This is a genomic window from Pseudomonas sp. TE21394 (assembly GCF_054057835.1).
In genome coordinates this window covers 823,075-837,681 of record NZ_JBSRZR010000001.1, presented here as the reverse complement: position 1 = coordinate 837,681, position 14,607 = coordinate 823,075, and the positions used below count along the sequence as shown (strand labels likewise).

Below are 14,607 nucleotides of genomic sequence, written 5' to 3'. Positions count from 1 at the left end.
TTTTTTCGCCTGAGGTTTTTGCATTGCCTGTGCCGGCCTCTTCGCGGGTAAACCCGCTCCCACATGGGATGCAGCGCTTTCAGGCCTTGTGCAATTCCTGTGGGAGCGGGTTTGCACGCGAAGAGGCCAGCACAGGCGTACAAAAAAGCCCGCATCAAACGATGCGGGCTTCTTCATTCCTCACACCAAGGCTCAGGCCGCCTTGGCTTCCTGCTGGCTCAGCGAGCGGTTCAGTGCGCTGAACAGGGCTTTGAAGCTGGCGGTAGTGATGTTTTCATCAATACCCACGCCATGCACCGGGCGGCCACCGGCCACGCGCAGCTCGATGTAGGCAGCAGCCTTGGCGTTGGTGCCCGCGCCAATCGCATGTTCGTTGTAGTCCATGATCTCGACGGCAATCGGCAGGCCGGCTACCAGGGCTTCCAGCGCGCCATTCCCCTTACCGCGCCAGTGCAGGGTGGTCTCGCCTTCGCCGGCGACTTCCACTTCCACGGCGCTGTGGCCGTTCTCTTCCTGCAGGCGGTGGCTGACCAGTGCATACGGCGCGTTGGCCTGGAGGTATTCCTTGTGCAGCAGGTTGTAGATCTGCTGCGCAGTCATTTCCAGGCCCAGGCGGTCGGTTTCACCTTGCACCACCTGGCTGAATTCGATCTGCATGCGGCGCGGCAGGCTGATGCCGTATTCCTGCTCGAGCAGGTAGGTGATACCGCCTTTGCCCGACTGGCTGTTGACGCGGATCACCGCTTCATAGCTGCGGCCGATGTCGGCCGGGTCGATCGGCAGGTACGGCACTTCCCACAGCTCGCCTTCCTGTTGCTTGGCGAAGCCCTTGCGGATGGCATCCTGGTGCGAGCCGGAGAAGGCGGTGTGGACCAGATCGCCCACGTACGGGTGACGCGGGTGCACCGGCAACTGGTTGCACTCTTCGACCACCTTGCGTACGCCATCGATGTCGGAGAAGTCCAGCAGCGGGTCGATGCCCTGGGTATAGAGGTTCAACGCCAGGGTCACCAGGTCAACGTTGCCGGTGCGTTCGCCGTTGCCGAACAGGCAGCCTTCGGCGCGGTCGGCGCCGGCCATCAGGCCGAGTTCGGTGGCGGCGATGCCGGTGCCACGGTCATTGTGGCAGTGCAGGCTGATGATCACGCTGTCGCGACGGCTGATGTTGCGGCAGAACCACTCGATCTGGTCGGCGTACACGTTCGGCGTGGAGACTTCCACGGTGGCCGGCAGGTTGAGGATGATCTTGTGCTCAGGCGTGGGGTTCCATACTTCGATGACCGCGTCGCAGACTTCCTTGGCGAACTCCATTTCGGTGGCGCTGAAGGTTTCCGGCGAGTACTGGAAGGTCCACTGGGTTTCCGGCTGCTGCGCGGCATATTTGACGAACAGCTTGGCCGCGTTCACCGCGATGTCCTTGACGCCTTGCTTGTCCTGGTTGAAGACGATGCGGCGGAACGACGGGCTGGTGGCATTGTACAGGTGGACGATGGCCTTCTTCGCGCCGCGCAGCGACTCGAAGGTGCGGGCGATCAGGTCTTCACGGGCCTGGGTAAGCACCTGGATGGTGGTGTCGTCCGGGATGTGGCCGTCTTCGATCAGCGTACGCACGAAGTCGAAATCGGTTTGCGAAGCAGACGGGAACGAGGCTTCGATTTCCTTCACGCCTACCTGCACCAGGGTCTTCCAGAAGCGCAGCTTCTTCTCCGAATCCATCGGCTCGATCAGCGACTGGTTGCCATCACGCAGGTCGGAGCTGCACCAGATCGGCGCGGCGGTGATGGTCTTCGACGGCCAGGTACGGTCAGGCAGGTCGATGGTCGGGAAAGCACGGTATTTCTTCGAAGGGTCTTTGAGCATGGTCATGGAAGCAATCCTTTTGTGTGCGGCCGAGATCGGGCCTGCCGAGCGATAACGAGATGAATGGGCGAGGCGACGCGATTCAGCCTGGTAGTCGGGCGCTGACCAGGCAGAGGCTGCAATGTTGTCGGAGCAGGATGAGGGTGCTGAAGGTTTTCATGCCCTCAACCCTAACCAGTGGGGTGGGGGATGGCAAGCGTTCAGAAAAAATTGAGAGGAATGCTTAAAAAAAGCTATTTCGCGAGATTTTATTTCAGGTTTTTCTGTGTGGCGTGTTTATTTTTGCGCAGTATATTTAGAAGGCGCAACACAGTGAAAATCGATCTGGCAGTGCCGTCCTCTTCCCGGGTAGACCCGCGTTCACAGGCGGCGATTGCAGTGGGAACGGGTTTACCCGCCCCAGGCAATACGAGGCTCAGGGCTGGAATGCCCCAATGAAAATCGCCGGGTCCACCCGCGCATCATTCAGGCTGACATTCCAGTGCATGTGCGGCCCGGTAGCCCGCCCGGTAGAGCCTACCCGGCCGACCACGTCACCCCGGCGCAGTGGCTGGCCCACCTGCACGTCGATCTTCGACATGTGGCAGAACATGCTGATGAAGCCCTGCCCATGGTCAACGAACACGGTGCGGCCATTGAAGAAATAGTCCCCCACCAGGATCACCTTGCCATTGGCCGGGGTCTTGATCGGTGTACCTGCCGGCACCGCGAAATCCAGCCCGGCATGCGGGTTGCGTTCTTCGCCATTGAAGAAGCGCCGCACGCCGAACTTGCTCGACAGCGGGCCATTGACCGGCTTGTCGAGGATCAGGTTGCTCGGCAGGACCGGGCTGAAGCTGCGGTAGGCCGCGATCTGCTCGGCCAGCTCGCGGTCGATGCGTTTGAGGTCGTCCGGGTTCGGGTTGACCTGGCGGGTATTCTTCAGGGTGATGCGCTGTTCGGGGTACTTCTTGCTGCCGACGGTAAACGGCAGGGTGCGGTCGCCCTGGCTCAGCAGCGCAGTACCCGGTTTCTGGGTCAGCGGGATGCCGACGATGGCCAGCCAGTTGTCCTGCTCCTTAACCACCAGCACCGGCTTGCCGTCGAAGCGGGCGTGCGGTGCGCTGGCGGCGGGGCCGAGGTCGACTACTGCAACGCCGCCGGGTACCGGCTTGTTCAGCGTGCGGGTGATATAGCTGGCCTGGGCGCCGCCGGCCAGCAGCAGGAGGGAAAGAGCAAGCAGGGGCGCGAGCAGGCGAGGCATGTGTCAGTCCAGTAGTGAGAGGGTGACCGGGGTCAGGTAGTTGTCTTCGACCCGCACCGACAGCTCGCCTTCGTTGAGGCGGGCGGTCAGGCGCTGGCCGTTGCGGGTCTGCTGCGCGCTGCGGATAGCCCGGCCCTGCTCGTCCAGCAGGATGCTGTAGCCGCGGGCGAGGGTGGCCAGCGGGCTGACCACCTGCAGCGTCTGCAATTGGGCCTGGAAGCGCTGGCGGCGGTCCTTGAGCACCTCGCGCATGGCCCGCGGCAGGCGTTCGGCCAGGCTGTCCAGGCGCTGGCCCAGCAGCTTCAGGGTGCGCCCGGGGTGCTGCGCAGCCAGGCGGGTATCCAGCCGGGCCAGGCGTTCGTGGCGCTTGTTGAGGCTGAGCATGAACGCCCGGCGCAAACGCATGTCCAGGTCATCCAGGCGCTGTGCCTGCTGGCGCAGGCGCTCGCCCGGGTGACGCAAGCGCCGGGTCAGCGATTCGAGGCGCAGGCGGTCGTGGGTCAGGCGGTTCTGCATGCGCAGCAGCAGGCGCCGCTGCAGACCATCCAGGCGCTGCTGCAAGCCGCTGTTGTCGGGCGCCAGCAGCTCCGCGGCGGCCGACGGCGTGGGGGCGCGCACGTCGGCAACGAAGTCGCTGATCGAGACATCGGTTTCATGGCCCACGGCGCTGACGATCGGCGTGACGCAAGCCGCCACGGCCCGCGCCACGGCTTCTTCGTTGAAGCACCACAAGTCTTCCAGCGAGCCGCCACCCCGGGCCAGGATCAGCGCATCGAAACCGAGGCTGTCGGCCAGGCGGATGGCGCGCACGATCTGGGCAATCGCTTCGCGACCCTGCACGGCGGTGGGGATCAGGTTCAGTTCCACTTGCGGGGCGCGGCGGCCGAACACGCTGATGATGTCGCGGATCACCGCGCCGGTGGGCGAGGTGATGATGCCGATGCGCTGCGGGTGGGCGGGCAGCGGCTGCTTGCGTTCGGTGCTGAACAGGCCTTCGGCGCCGAGCTTTTCCTTCAGCGCCTCGAAGGCCAGGCGCAAGGCGCCGTCGCCGGCCGGCTCGACGGTATCGAGGATCAGCTGGTAGTCGCCGCGACCCTCGAACAACGACACCTTGCCACGTACCCGCACCGCCAGGCCGTCGCGCAGGGCCTGGCGCACCCGCGTGGCGTTCTGCCGGAACAGCGCGCAGCGCACTTGCGCGCCGCTGTCCTTGAGGGTGAAGTACATGTGGCCGGACGCCGGGCGGGCGAGGTTGGAGATCTCGCCTTCCACCCACACGCTGCGGAACACGTCTTCCAGCAGCACGCGGGCGCGGCCGTTGAGTTGGCTGACGGTGAGGACCTCGCGGTCCAGGCCGAGTCGTTCAAAGGGGTCTCTGATCATGCCCGGCATCATAAAGGACATCGGCCCCGGTTGTCTGTCCCGGCCTCGTGGTCGGATTCGCGCAAGCCCTGCGGGAGCGGGTTTAACCAAGAACACCAGCGTAGCCGGTGCCATCAACCCCGCATCGCCGCCACGAACTGACTAACCATCTGCCCCGCATCTCGCCGGCAAGCCAGCGCCACAGTGCTCTTGCAGCCGCCCTCCAAAGCAACAAAACTGACCGACGCCGGCGCAATCTCACGCATGCATTCCGGCAACAACGCCACCCCGAAGCCCGCCTGTATCAACTGCAACTGCGTGGTCTTGCGCGACAGCACCTGCGCCGCCTGCGGAAAGAAACCTGCCGCCATGCACAACGAAGCCGACAGGTAGCTCAGCCCGCCACGGTCGCGGTGCGGGATGGAAATGAAGCGCTCCTCGCGCAACTGCTCCAGCTTCACCTGTACCGCGCTGGCCAGGGGATGCCCGGCGGCGACCGCCAGCAGCAGGGGCTCACTGAACAGTTCCTGCAGCATTACCCCTTCATGCTGGCGCAGTACCGGCAAGCGCAGCAGGCCAACATCCAGCCGCCCCGCAGCGATATCCTCCAGCTGCGCCTCCGACGATTGCTGGGCGATCTCCAGCGAAATACCCGGATTGCCGCTGAGGTAGCTGCCCAGGCGAGCCAGCAGCAGGCCGCTCAGCGGCACCGTACTGGAGTGGTTCAGGCGCAGGCTGCCTTGCCGCCCCTCGCCAATGTCGCGGGTTACCCGCTCGGCCTGCGCCAGTTCCGCCAGCAGCCGGCGCGCCCGGTGCAGGAAAACCTGGCCAGCCGATGTCAGGCGTGGCAGGCGTGCCGTGCGCTCGAAAAGCGGAGTGCCTAATTGCTGTTCCAGCTCCTTGATCTGCCGGCTCAGTGCCGACTGAGCGATGTACAGCCGTTCGGCCGCTGCACTGAAGCTGCCGCACTCGGCGATTTCCACGAAGTAACGCAACTGGCGGATCGACGTCATGTCATGCCTTTTCGAGATGGCTGTGGCGATAAAGCCATATTAGTCGGCATGACTCATGGCTGGCTAACCTTTGCCTGTCCTTCCTGGAACTGCTGCCATGCTCACGCAATTGTCGTTTTCCGGCCTCGACTGGCTACCCGTCCTGCTTGGTGTAGGCGCCGCCTACATCGTCTTCGGCATTGCCGGGTTCGGCACCGCGCTGGTGGCTGGGTCGATCCTCATCCACTTCATGCCGTTGTCGCGGGTCATCCCGTTGCTGGTGCTGCTCGACTTCGTCGCCGCCTTCGGCAACCTGCTGCCCTCGCGCCGCGACGTGGTGCGCGGCGAGCTGCTGCGGTTGCTGCCGTTCATGGCCATCGGTTGCACGCTGGGCGTGGTGTTCCTGTTGCAGCTGAAGTCCGACCTGCTACTGCTGCTGATGGGGCTGTTCGTGACCGCCTATGCGCTGTACGGGCTGGCAGTGAAGGTGCGGCCGGCCAGTCTGTCCGGCTTGTGGGCGGCGCCGATGGGCACTGCCGGCGGAATGTTCGGCGCGTTGTTCGGCAGCGGCGGCTTCCTCTACGCGCTGTACCTGAGTGCGCGGCTGGAGGCAAAGGAGCAGGTCCGCGCCACCCAGAGCGCGTTGATCAGCTGCAGCACCGTGGTGCGCCTGACGCTGTTCCTGGTCGCCGGCGTGTATGCCGACCAGAGCCTGCTGCTGCTCGCCGCCTGCCTGCTGCCGGTAATGGGCGCCGGGCTCTGGGCCGGTCGCAGGCTGACCCAGCGCCTGTCCCATGAAGCCTTCGTGCGCCTGGTCACCTGGCTGGTGCTGGCCAGCGGCCTGGCGCTGATCGGTCGCTACCTGAGTACCTGAGCAGGCGGTAGAATTGCAGCACAACCGCAGTTTTCAGGCTTGCCCCGTTCATGAACACCCAGAGCATCATCGTTCCCAAACTGTCCACTGTCCCGGTGCACGAAGCCCGGGCCCGCGCCATCCTGCGCTGGCTGGTGCGCGAAAAGGTCGTCGAAGAGCAGTTGACCACCTGTGGTCGTACCGGCAACCGCATGGGCCATGCCTTGGCCGAAGGCGCCCGCAAAGTGGCCCTGCACCCGGAAAGACTGCCCTTCGGCGAGCCGGTCAACGGCCTGGAAGTGATGCTCAAGCGCTGCATCTATACGCCCACCGAAGGTTTTCTCGAAGAAGCCGGTTGCCCGGAGTGCCGACGCGAGGTAGGGGAGCCGCTGTTCGAAAGCCTGGAAGAATGGATGCCGGCGGTTAGCGACAACTTCACCTGCCCGCTGTGCGGCTTCGAAGACGACATCAATGGCTTCATTTTCTTGCAGCCATGTGCCTTTTCCAACCTCGGGTTCATCTTCAACAACTGGGGCGAGGCCGGGTTCACCCCGGCCTTTCTCGACAGCTTCGCCGACTGGCTCGACCAGCCGGTGGCGGTGGTACAGGTAAAACTGCCACGAGGCTGACCGAAGGCCCTTATTTTGCATTGAGCGGCGCGCCGTGCATGAGTATAATGGCGCGCTTCCATTTTTCCCGCCCGGGAGCCCCCGCGATGCTGCGTATCAGCCAAGAAGCCCTGACCTTCGACGATATCCTCCTTGTACCTGGCTATTCCGAGGTACTGCCCAATGAAGTCAGTCTCAAGACCCGTTTGACCCGCGGCATCGAGCTGAACATTCCGCTGGTTTCCGCCGCCATGGATACCGTGACCGAAGCGCGCCTGGCCATTGCCATGGCCCAGGAAGGCGGTATCGGCATCATCCACAAGAACATGACCATCGAGCAGCAGGCCAGCGAAGTCCGCAAGGTCAAGAAGTTCGAGGCTGGCGTGGTCAAGGACCCGATCACCATCGACGCCGATGCCACCGTGCGCGACCTGTTCGACCTGACCCGCCTGAACAACATCTCCGGTGTTCCGGTGCTGGCCAATGGTGATCTGGTCGGTATCGTCACCTCCCGTGACGTGCGCTTCGAAAGCCGCCTGGAGGCCAAGGTTCGCGACGTGATGACGCCGAAAGAGCGTCTGGTCACTGTCCGCGAAGGCGCCGACAAGAACGAAGTCCGCGAGCTGCTGCACAAGCACCGCCTGGAAAAGGTCCTGATCGTCGACGACAAGTTCAACCTCAAGGGCATGATGACCGTCAAGGACATCGAAAAGGCCAAGGCCTACCCGCTGGCCAGCAAGGACGACCAGGGTCGCCTGCGCGTCGGCGCCGCCGTCGGTACCGGCAAGGATACCGGCGAGCGCGTTGCCGCCCTGGTTGCCGCCGGCGTTGACGTGGTGGTTGTCGACACCGCCCACGGTCACTCCAAAGGCGTTATCGACCGCGTTCGCTGGGTGAAGGAGAACTACCCGCAAGTGCAGGTGATCGGCGGCAACATCGCCACCGGCGCTGCGGCCAAGGCCCTGGCCGAAGCCGGCGCCGATGCCGTCAAGGTCGGTATCGGCCCAGGCTCGATCTGCACCACCCGTATCGTTGCCGGTGTCGGCGTGCCGCAAATCAGCGCCATCGCCAACGTCGCCGCAGCACTGGAGGGCACTGGCGTGCCGCTGATCGCCGACGGCGGCATCCGGTTCTCCGGTGACCTGTCCAAGGCCATCGTCGCCGGTGCTTCGTGCGTGATGATGGGTTCGATGTTCGCCGGTACCGAAGAGGCCCCGGGTGAAGTCGAACTGTTCCAGGGCCGTTCCTACAAGGCCTACCGCGGCATGGGCTCGCTGGGTGCCATGGCACAGGCGCAAGGCTCGTCCGACCGCTACTTCCAGGACTCCTCGGCCGGTGCCGAGAAGCTGGTGCCGGAAGGCATCGAAGGCCGTGTTCCCTACAAGGGCGCCCTGGCCGCGATCATCCACCAGCTGATGGGCGGCCTGCGTTCGTCCATGGGCTACACCGGCAGCGCGACCATCGAAGAGATGCGCACCAAGCCGGAGTTCGTGCGCATCACCGGTGCCGGCATGGCCGAGTCCCACGTGCATGACGTGCAGATCACCAAAGAAGCCCCTAACTACCGCGTAGGCTGAGGCTTCCGGCAATACCTGTTAGCGGGGCTGTCACGACAGCCCCGCGTCGTTTCCGATTTCCACTGACGAGATTGAGTCATGGCCCTCGACATTCACGCTCACCGCATCCTGATCCTCGATTTCGGTTCCCAGTACACCCAGCTGATCGCCCGCCGCGTGCGCGAAATCGGCGTGTACTGCGAACTGCACCCGTTCGACATGGACGATGAAGCGATCCGTGCATTCAACCCGCGCGGCATCATCCTCGCCGGCGGCCCCGAGTCGGTCCACGAAGCCAACAGCCCACGTGCCCCGCAGGCCGTGTTCGACCTCAACGTTCCGGTGCTGGGCATCTGCTATGGCATGCAGACCATGGCCGAGCAGATGGGCGGCAAGGTCGAAGGTTCCGACCTGCGTGAATTCGGCTATGCGCGCGTGGACGTGGTCGGCAAGAGCCGCCTGCTCGACGGCATCGAAGACCACATCGACCCCGACGGCCTGCTGGGCCTGGACGTGTGGATGAGCCACGGCGACAAGGTCACCCAGATGCCGGGCAACTTCCACGTACTGGCCAGCACCCCGAGCTGCCCGATCGCCGGCATGTTCGACGACGCGCGTGGTTACTACGGCGTTCAGTTCCACCCGGAAGTGACCCACACCAAGCAGGGCGGTCGCATCCTGTCCCGCTTCGTGCAGGACATCTGCGGCTGCGAAGCCCTGTGGACGCCTTCCAACATCGTTGAAGACGCCATCGCCCAGGTACGTGAGCAAGTCGGTTCGGCCAACGTGCTGCTGGGCCTGTCCGGCGGTGTCGACAGCTCGGTGGTTGCCGCACTGCTGCACCGTGCGATCGGCGACCAGCTGACCTGCGTATTCGTCGACAACGGCCTGCTGCGCCTGCACGAAGGCGACCAGGTAATGGCCATGTTCAAGGAGAACATGGGCGTCAAGGTGATCCGCGCCGATGCTGAAAAGCAGTTCCTCGACAACCTGGCCGGCGAAGCCGACCCGGAGAAGAAGCGCAAGATCATCGGTCGCACCTTCATCGACGTGTTCGATGCCGAAGCCAGCAAGCTGGAGAACATCCAGTTCCTTGCCCAGGGCACCATCTACCCGGACGTGATCGAGTCGGCTGGCGCCAAGAGTGGCAAGGCCCACGTGATCAAGTCGCACCACAACGTGGGTGGCCTGCCGGAGGAAATGAACCTCAAGCTGGTCGAGCCGCTGCGTGAACTGTTCAAGGACGAAGTGCGCAAGATCGGCCTGGAGCTGGGCCTGCCGTACGACATGGTCTACCGCCACCCATTCCCGGGCCCAGGCCTGGGCGTGCGTATCCTCGGTGAAGTGAAGAAGGAATACGCCGACCTGCTGCGTCGCGCTGACCACATCTTCATCGAAGAACTGCGCAAGGCGGACTGGTACCACAAGACCAGCCAGGCCTTCGTGGTGTTCCAGCCGGTCAAGTCGGTGGGTGTCGTCGGCGATGGCCGTCGCTACGCCTGGGTCGTGGCCCTGCGTGCCGTTGAAACCGTGGACTTCATGACCGCGCGCTGGGCGCACTTGCCGTACGAGCTGCTGGAAACCGTCAGCGGCCGTATCATCAACGAAATCGAAGGTATCTCGCGCGTTACCTACGACGTGTCGAGCAAGCCGCCGGCAACCATCGAGTGGGAATGATCCCGCCTCGCGGTTGAACGAAACGGGCCTGCATTGCAGGCCCGTTTCTTTTTATCCGGGCAACTCTACTCGGCCCCGGGCGAGTGCCCGAAGTATGCCTTGTAGGCATGGCAGAAGTTCGCCGGGTTGGCATAGCCAACATGATAGGCAATCTGCGAGACCTGCCAGCGACGTTCCTGCAGCAGGGCACGGGCCAGTTCCAGGCGCTGTTGCCGCACGTATTGCAGGATCGAGCGGCCAAATTCCTGGCTGAACGCGCGGCGCAAGGTGGTCTCGCTCACACCCAGCTGGCGGGCAAGGGCTGCAGCCGTCGGTGCGGCGCTCAGGTTGGCATCGAGCTGACGGCGCGCTTCGATGGCCAGGTCGCGCCACCCCCGGTCCCGGGTTGTCCCGGTGAACCGGTGGCCAATGAGGTGGTTGGCCAGCTCCAGCACGATGGCCAGGCTCAGGCTTTCGCAATGCAGGCGCCGGAGCCCGCCTGAGTAGGGCGATAGGTACATCTGCTGGAACAGGCGGCTGACCGTTGGCCATTGCGGCAACTGGTCGAAGCGCATGCCATCGGCGGACAGTGCCAGCAGCGGCTTCAGCTGCACGTCGTCGCGGACCAGTTCGAGCAGGTACTCACCGGCAAGACGAACCCCGGCCATGCGGGCGTGGCTGTTGGCAGGTAACTGGTCCTGCGCTTCCAGGGTTTCACCCAGGCCCAGCATGTGCAACCGGCCAGGGGCATAGCTGTTGAGCTGGCCATCGATCTTGTGCTGCCACGCGCCGTCGAATACCTGCACGAAACACAGGCTCTGTGGCAGCACCTTGTCGATCCTCAACGGCTCGGGGAACTGCAGGTTGCAGTCGAAGTACTGCAACCCGCCGTGCACCGTCTGTGCCTGATAATGGCCGGTCGCGCTGCCCATCACCCGCGCGCTGCGCGCATCCAGCACCCCGGCCTCGGCAAGTGAGCCGGGGCTGTCGAAGGAAAAGGCGGTGTCGAGGTAGGGGCTGTTTGATCGCATGTGCGCTTCGCATCCTTGGCTGAGGGCGGCATGGCCGGAAATGGTAACGCGTGCACACATTCAGCGACAGCCATTGTGCGCAAGGCGCTGTTTGTTGTGCGAACCGGTCAGCGGGGTTGGCAGCGCGGACGAGGCTTATTTCAATGTGCGTTTGTTCCAATCCAGGATGAAAAAACATGCTCGCTTATCGCAAATTCGCAGCCCTGCTGGTGGCATCGCTCACCCTGTGGCTGAGCCAGGCTCACGCTGAACAACGGCCGCAAGTGGCCGACCAGGTGGTGGCTTACACGGGCGCGCAAGGGGCCAAGGTATGGACGCTGCGCATTGGTGAACGCGCCGCCAACGAGGCGCTGGTGCAGGTTGAAGGCGTCGATCACGACTGGAACATGCGCATCCAGAAAATGCAGGTGGAGAAGACCAGCCGGGATACCCGTTATTCCACCACCGTGGATGGCAAGAAATTCGTCGTCCTGATCGTCCAGGGCAGCTGGGGGGGCGAACTCTACCTGCCGGGCGAGGCGCAAGCGCTGCAAGTCGGCTATTCGCAAGAGCTGTCGCAGCAGGGTAATGCGCAGGCATTTCTTACCGATTACCTGGCGGCACAGAACCAGGAGGGGCAATGACCATGGGCGAATTCACCGACCCGTTGTCTGACCTGTCCGGCTCGCTCGGCCAGGACTACGAGCATACCCGGGCCGCCCAGCGCGACCGGGTGATTGCCGAGCTCAAGCAGGTGATCGAGCGCGTGCCCGAGCAGAGCGAGTTCACCAACTCCCGGCGTTACCGGGTGTGGGGGCCGATACTGTTGCTGGGCTCTCTGATTATCACGGCTGTCACTTTCAACCCGGAACGCTTGGGGGCGGTCGCAGCCGGTGTCTTCATAACCCTGATCGCTGCGGCAGTGACTTGGCAACACCGCAATGCCGGTACCCAGGTATTCATGCGCCTGACCCGCAGGCAGTTGTTTGTCGATACGCTGGATGCGCCGGTGGACCTGGCGGAAGTGGAGGATATTTCGGTCAAGGATGAAGGGCTGGTCATGGTGCAGACGCTGGAGATGAGCAGCGAAGCCGCCTTGCCGAAGCACCATGTGGTGAAGCTGCAGTTCTTCGGTAACCAGGCCATGGTGCTGAAAAAACCGCGACCGCAGATCCGCATCATGTCCGCCGGCCTGGCCAGCAACGGGCGCAAGCTGGATAACGAAGAAGTGCTGGCGGTGCTGGCAGCCTACCGCAATGCGGCGCATGCACAACGGCAACTGGAGCTGCTGCAGGCTGATGGATAACGCCGAACGCGAAGCTCACCTGGCGTACCTGCAGGCGCAGGCCGACGGCCCCACCGACAGCTTCGAACTGCTGGAGCACTCGCTCGGCAAGGCGCTGGCCTGCGCCGTGATTGGCCTGTTGCTCGGCGGACTGGGGGCGTGGCTGATCGCCCTGGCGCTGCAGTTCAGTGCCAATGCCAGCAGCGGTGTCACCTGGCTGATGTCTGGTTTCGGCCTTGCCCTGGCCGGCGCCGGGGTGGCGGCGCTGGCTTGCGCCGCCGTGCTCCATCGCCGGCACGGCAAGCGGGCGCTGAGCGTGACACCCGATACGCTGTGCTTTGCCAACGCGCAGGCACCGACACCCCTGCATGGCTTTGATGGCTTCGAGGTCGAGCAGGGGTATTTCACCACCCGGCTGATCTTTACCGTGTCGGCGTTCAGTCACGCGCCAAACCTGGCGCCGGCCTGTTTCAAGGCGCTGGCCTCGCCTGACGCGGTGGCCATCGCGGGCGGCTTGCGGGTCAGCCTGTGGTTGTGCACGCCCGTCGTGGGCGGGCGTCGCGCGAGCCTGCAGGAACTGGTGGATCTGCTTTACGCCTATGTGCAGGCGGCCCAGGCCAGGCGTAGCCTGGCGCAGCTGTTTCCGGGCGTGGCGCGGCTGGGTGCAACGGCCGGATGAGGCGCCTGGGCTGGGGCTTGGCCCTGCTGTTGCTACCGCTGGCGCTGTACGGCTGGGGTCAGGTGCAACTTTGGCGCGCCGACACGGCGCAGGAGCAGGCACAGGTCATCCGCCAATGGCTGGCTGCACCCAGCGATGCCTTGCTGCAAAGCCTGCCTTGGGCCGCGCGCAAGCAGCTCAACGGGCGGCTCGACAGGCGAGAAGCGCTGCAGGCGCAGCTGGCTGTGCTCGACGCCGACCGCCACTGGCTGGGCGTACGCGAATGGATGGCCGGCCTCAGCGGCTGGTTGGCACTGGGGGCTTTGTTCACCGGTGTCGGCGCCTGGCTCCGGCTGAAAGTCGACGCCTGGCGGGCGCTGCGCTCGGCACATTACTTGTACGGCCGGATGAGCGCCAGCTGGTTGGCGCTGGGCCGCTGGCTGAGTGCCTACCTGGTCCTGCTCGCGGGCTCGCTGAGCCTGTCATTGCTCTATGAGACCAGCTTCGGGCTGAGCCATATGGCGCAAGGCGGCCTGACCGTCCTGATCGTGGTGCTGCCGCTGACGTCTGTGCTCCTCGTGTGCATGCGCACCTTTTGGCGATTGCGCCAACAATGGCCGGGCATGGGCGCGCCAAGTGCAAGCTTTCTTGGCCGGCAGCTCCACAGGCAGGCGGCGCCGGCGCTGTGGCGCTGGGTCGAAGGCTTGGCTGCGCAACTGCATGCGCCTGTGCCCGACCATATCGTGGTCGGGCTTGACCAAGGCTTTTTCGTCACCTGCGTGCCTGTCGTGCTGCAGCCCAGCGGGACGCAGCTCAGCGGGCGGACCTTGTATCTGCCGCTGCCATGCCTGGCGGCCATGAGCCAGGCGGAGGCGGCCTCGCTGATCGGCCATGAGTTGGGCCATTTCCGCCGCCGTGACACCGAGCGAGGCAGCGAAACCTGTGCACGTTTCAGCCTGATGTGCGCGCACTATCAGGCCATGCTTGGCGCCGACAGCGCCCCGCCTTGGGCTGTGCGCCCGGTCCTGTGGATGGCCGGCCAGTTCCTGCATCATTTCCAGGTCGCGGTGCACCACTGGGGGCGGGCGCAGGAATTGCTGGCCGACCGGGCGGGTGCCGAGGTCGGTGGGCCGAAGCTGTTCGTCCAGGCGCTGCTGCGGGCCATTGCCCTGGGTAGGGTGATCGATGGGTTACTGAACGCTCGCGGTGGCGAAGGTCTGCCGCAGGCGTTGGCGTTGCACTTGCAACGCACCCCGTTGCAACTGGGCGAAGAGGCGCTGGCGCTGACCATTACCCACCCGTTCGATACCCACCCTGACACCGCCACGCGCTTGCAGAACCTGAACATCCTGCTCGACCCGCAATTGCTGCAGGCGGCCTTGCGCGCGCCGTCCAGCGATGACCAGCGGTGGTTCAACGAGCTTTGCCTGGCCCCCGGCGGCAGCGCCGATGGCAAGGCTGCGGGCGGCGTTGCCAGAGACTTCACTTAATATTTCCCATTTGCAGGTGTATCGTATTCGCCCT

13 protein-coding genes are annotated in these 14,607 nt (G+C 64.3%); 8 read left to right on the top strand and 5 right to left on the bottom strand.

Going from position 1 to position 14,607, the window contains the following annotated elements:
• Positions 1-192: 192 nt before the first annotated feature.
• From leuA to ACVWZT_RS03830, 4 genes are all read right to left on the bottom strand, one after another.
• Positions 193-1,866 (bottom strand): 2-isopropylmalate synthase, encoded by a 1,674-nt coding sequence (gene leuA, locus ACVWZT_RS03845; protein ID WP_296230994.1) that lies wholly within the window; start codon positions 1,864-1,866, stop codon positions 193-195.
• Positions 1,867-2,275: 409 nt separating this feature from the next.
• Positions 2,276-3,103: a peptidoglycan DD-metalloendopeptidase family protein gene (locus tag ACVWZT_RS03840; protein WP_457468245.1), complete on the bottom strand. Its 828-nt coding sequence runs from the start codon at positions 3,101-3,103 to the stop codon at positions 2,276-2,278.
• A 3-nt stretch (positions 3,104-3,106) separates the two neighbouring features.
• Positions 3,107-4,486, bottom strand: a complete 1,380-nt coding sequence (gene xseA / locus ACVWZT_RS03835) for an exodeoxyribonuclease VII large subunit (protein ID WP_457468243.1) — start codon at positions 4,484-4,486, stop codon at positions 3,107-3,109.
• A 113-nt stretch (positions 4,487-4,599) separates the two neighbouring features.
• On the bottom strand, positions 4,600-5,478 hold the full coding sequence (locus ACVWZT_RS03830) for a LysR family transcriptional regulator (RefSeq protein ID WP_457468242.1): 879 nt from the start codon (positions 5,476-5,478) through the stop codon (positions 4,600-4,602).
• A 97-nt stretch (positions 5,479-5,575) separates the two neighbouring features.
• Here ACVWZT_RS03830 and ACVWZT_RS03825 point away from each other — a divergent pair, with 97 nt between their 5' ends.
• From ACVWZT_RS03825 to guaA, 4 genes are all read left to right on the top strand, one after another.
• Positions 5,576-6,331 (top strand): TSUP family transporter, encoded by a 756-nt coding sequence (locus ACVWZT_RS03825; protein ID WP_457468240.1) that lies wholly within the window; start codon positions 5,576-5,578, stop codon positions 6,329-6,331.
• A gap of 50 nt (positions 6,332-6,381) precedes the next feature.
• Positions 6,382-6,939 (top strand): sugar ABC transporter ATPase, encoded by a 558-nt coding sequence (locus ACVWZT_RS03820; protein ID WP_457468239.1) that lies wholly within the window; start codon positions 6,382-6,384, stop codon positions 6,937-6,939.
• An 86-nt stretch (positions 6,940-7,025) separates the two neighbouring features.
• Positions 7,026-8,495, top strand: a complete 1,470-nt coding sequence (gene guaB, locus ACVWZT_RS03815; RefSeq protein ID WP_296230983.1) for an IMP dehydrogenase — start codon at positions 7,026-7,028, stop codon at positions 8,493-8,495.
• Positions 8,496-8,573: 78 nt separating this feature from the next.
• Positions 8,574-10,151, top strand: coding sequence for a glutamine-hydrolyzing GMP synthase (guaA, locus tag ACVWZT_RS03810; RefSeq protein ID WP_296230982.1), 1,578 nt, complete (start codon positions 8,574-8,576; stop codon positions 10,149-10,151).
• Between the two features lie 65 nt (positions 10,152-10,216).
• Here guaA and ACVWZT_RS03805 read toward each other — a convergent pair whose 3' ends face one another.
• On the bottom strand, positions 10,217-11,161 hold the full coding sequence (locus ACVWZT_RS03805; RefSeq protein WP_457468237.1) for a helix-turn-helix transcriptional regulator: 945 nt from the start codon (positions 11,159-11,161) through the stop codon (positions 10,217-10,219).
• 176 nt (positions 11,162-11,337) lie between these two features.
• Here ACVWZT_RS03805 and ACVWZT_RS03800 point away from each other — a divergent pair, with 176 nt between their 5' ends.
• Genes ACVWZT_RS03800 through ACVWZT_RS03785 form a run of 4 tightly spaced genes read left to right on the top strand, consistent with a single transcriptional unit; the run spans position 11,338 to position 14,573 of the window.
• Positions 11,338-11,784, top strand: coding sequence for a hypothetical protein (locus tag ACVWZT_RS03800; RefSeq protein WP_457468235.1), 447 nt, complete (start codon positions 11,338-11,340; stop codon positions 11,782-11,784).
• Positions 11,781-12,446: a hypothetical protein gene (locus tag ACVWZT_RS03795; RefSeq protein ID WP_349679066.1), complete on the top strand. Its 666-nt coding sequence runs from the start codon at positions 11,781-11,783 to the stop codon at positions 12,444-12,446. The genes ACVWZT_RS03800 and ACVWZT_RS03795 overlap by 4 nt, the downstream gene beginning before the upstream one ends.
• Positions 12,439-13,104 (top strand): hypothetical protein, encoded by a 666-nt coding sequence (locus tag ACVWZT_RS03790; protein ID WP_457468233.1) that lies wholly within the window; start codon positions 12,439-12,441, stop codon positions 13,102-13,104. The genes ACVWZT_RS03795 and ACVWZT_RS03790 overlap by 8 nt, the downstream gene beginning before the upstream one ends.
• Positions 13,101-14,573 (top strand): M48 family metalloprotease, encoded by a 1,473-nt coding sequence (locus ACVWZT_RS03785; RefSeq protein WP_457468232.1) that lies wholly within the window; start codon positions 13,101-13,103, stop codon positions 14,571-14,573. Before ACVWZT_RS03790 ends, ACVWZT_RS03785 begins: the two co-directional genes overlap by 4 nt.
• Positions 14,574-14,607: the final 34 nt, after the last annotated feature.

What these genes read in the sequence shown, in the direction of transcription:
- leuA (WP_296230994.1), bottom strand. Translation starts at nt 1,866, where the DNA reads ATGACCATGCTCAAAGACCCTTCGAAGAAATACCGTGCTTTCCCGACC.
- ACVWZT_RS03840 (WP_457468245.1), bottom strand. Translation starts at nt 3,103, where the DNA reads ATGCCTCGCCTGCTCGCGCCCCTGCTTGCTCTTTCCCTCCTGCTGCTG.
- xseA (WP_457468243.1), bottom strand. Translation starts at nt 4,486, where the DNA reads ATGATCAGAGACCCCTTTGAACGACTCGGCCTGGACCGCGAGGTCCTC.
- ACVWZT_RS03830 (WP_457468242.1), bottom strand. Translation starts at nt 5,478, where the DNA reads ATGACGTCGATCCGCCAGTTGCGTTACTTCGTGGAAATCGCCGAGTGC.
- ACVWZT_RS03825 (WP_457468240.1), top strand. Translation starts at nt 5,576, where the DNA reads ATGCTCACGCAATTGTCGTTTTCCGGCCTCGACTGGCTACCCGTCCTG.
- ACVWZT_RS03820 (WP_457468239.1), top strand. Translation starts at nt 6,382, where the DNA reads ATGAACACCCAGAGCATCATCGTTCCCAAACTGTCCACTGTCCCGGTG.
- guaB (WP_296230983.1), top strand. Translation starts at nt 7,026, where the DNA reads ATGCTGCGTATCAGCCAAGAAGCCCTGACCTTCGACGATATCCTCCTT.
- guaA (WP_296230982.1), top strand. Translation starts at nt 8,574, where the DNA reads ATGGCCCTCGACATTCACGCTCACCGCATCCTGATCCTCGATTTCGGT.
- ACVWZT_RS03805 (WP_457468237.1), bottom strand. Translation starts at nt 11,161, where the DNA reads ATGCGATCAAACAGCCCCTACCTCGACACCGCCTTTTCCTTCGACAGC.
- ACVWZT_RS03800 (WP_457468235.1), top strand. Translation starts at nt 11,338, where the DNA reads ATGCTCGCTTATCGCAAATTCGCAGCCCTGCTGGTGGCATCGCTCACC.
- ACVWZT_RS03795 (WP_349679066.1), top strand. Translation starts at nt 11,781, where the DNA reads ATGACCATGGGCGAATTCACCGACCCGTTGTCTGACCTGTCCGGCTCG.
- ACVWZT_RS03790 (WP_457468233.1), top strand. Translation starts at nt 12,439, where the DNA reads ATGGATAACGCCGAACGCGAAGCTCACCTGGCGTACCTGCAGGCGCAG.
- ACVWZT_RS03785 (WP_457468232.1), top strand. Translation starts at nt 13,101, where the DNA reads ATGAGGCGCCTGGGCTGGGGCTTGGCCCTGCTGTTGCTACCGCTGGCG.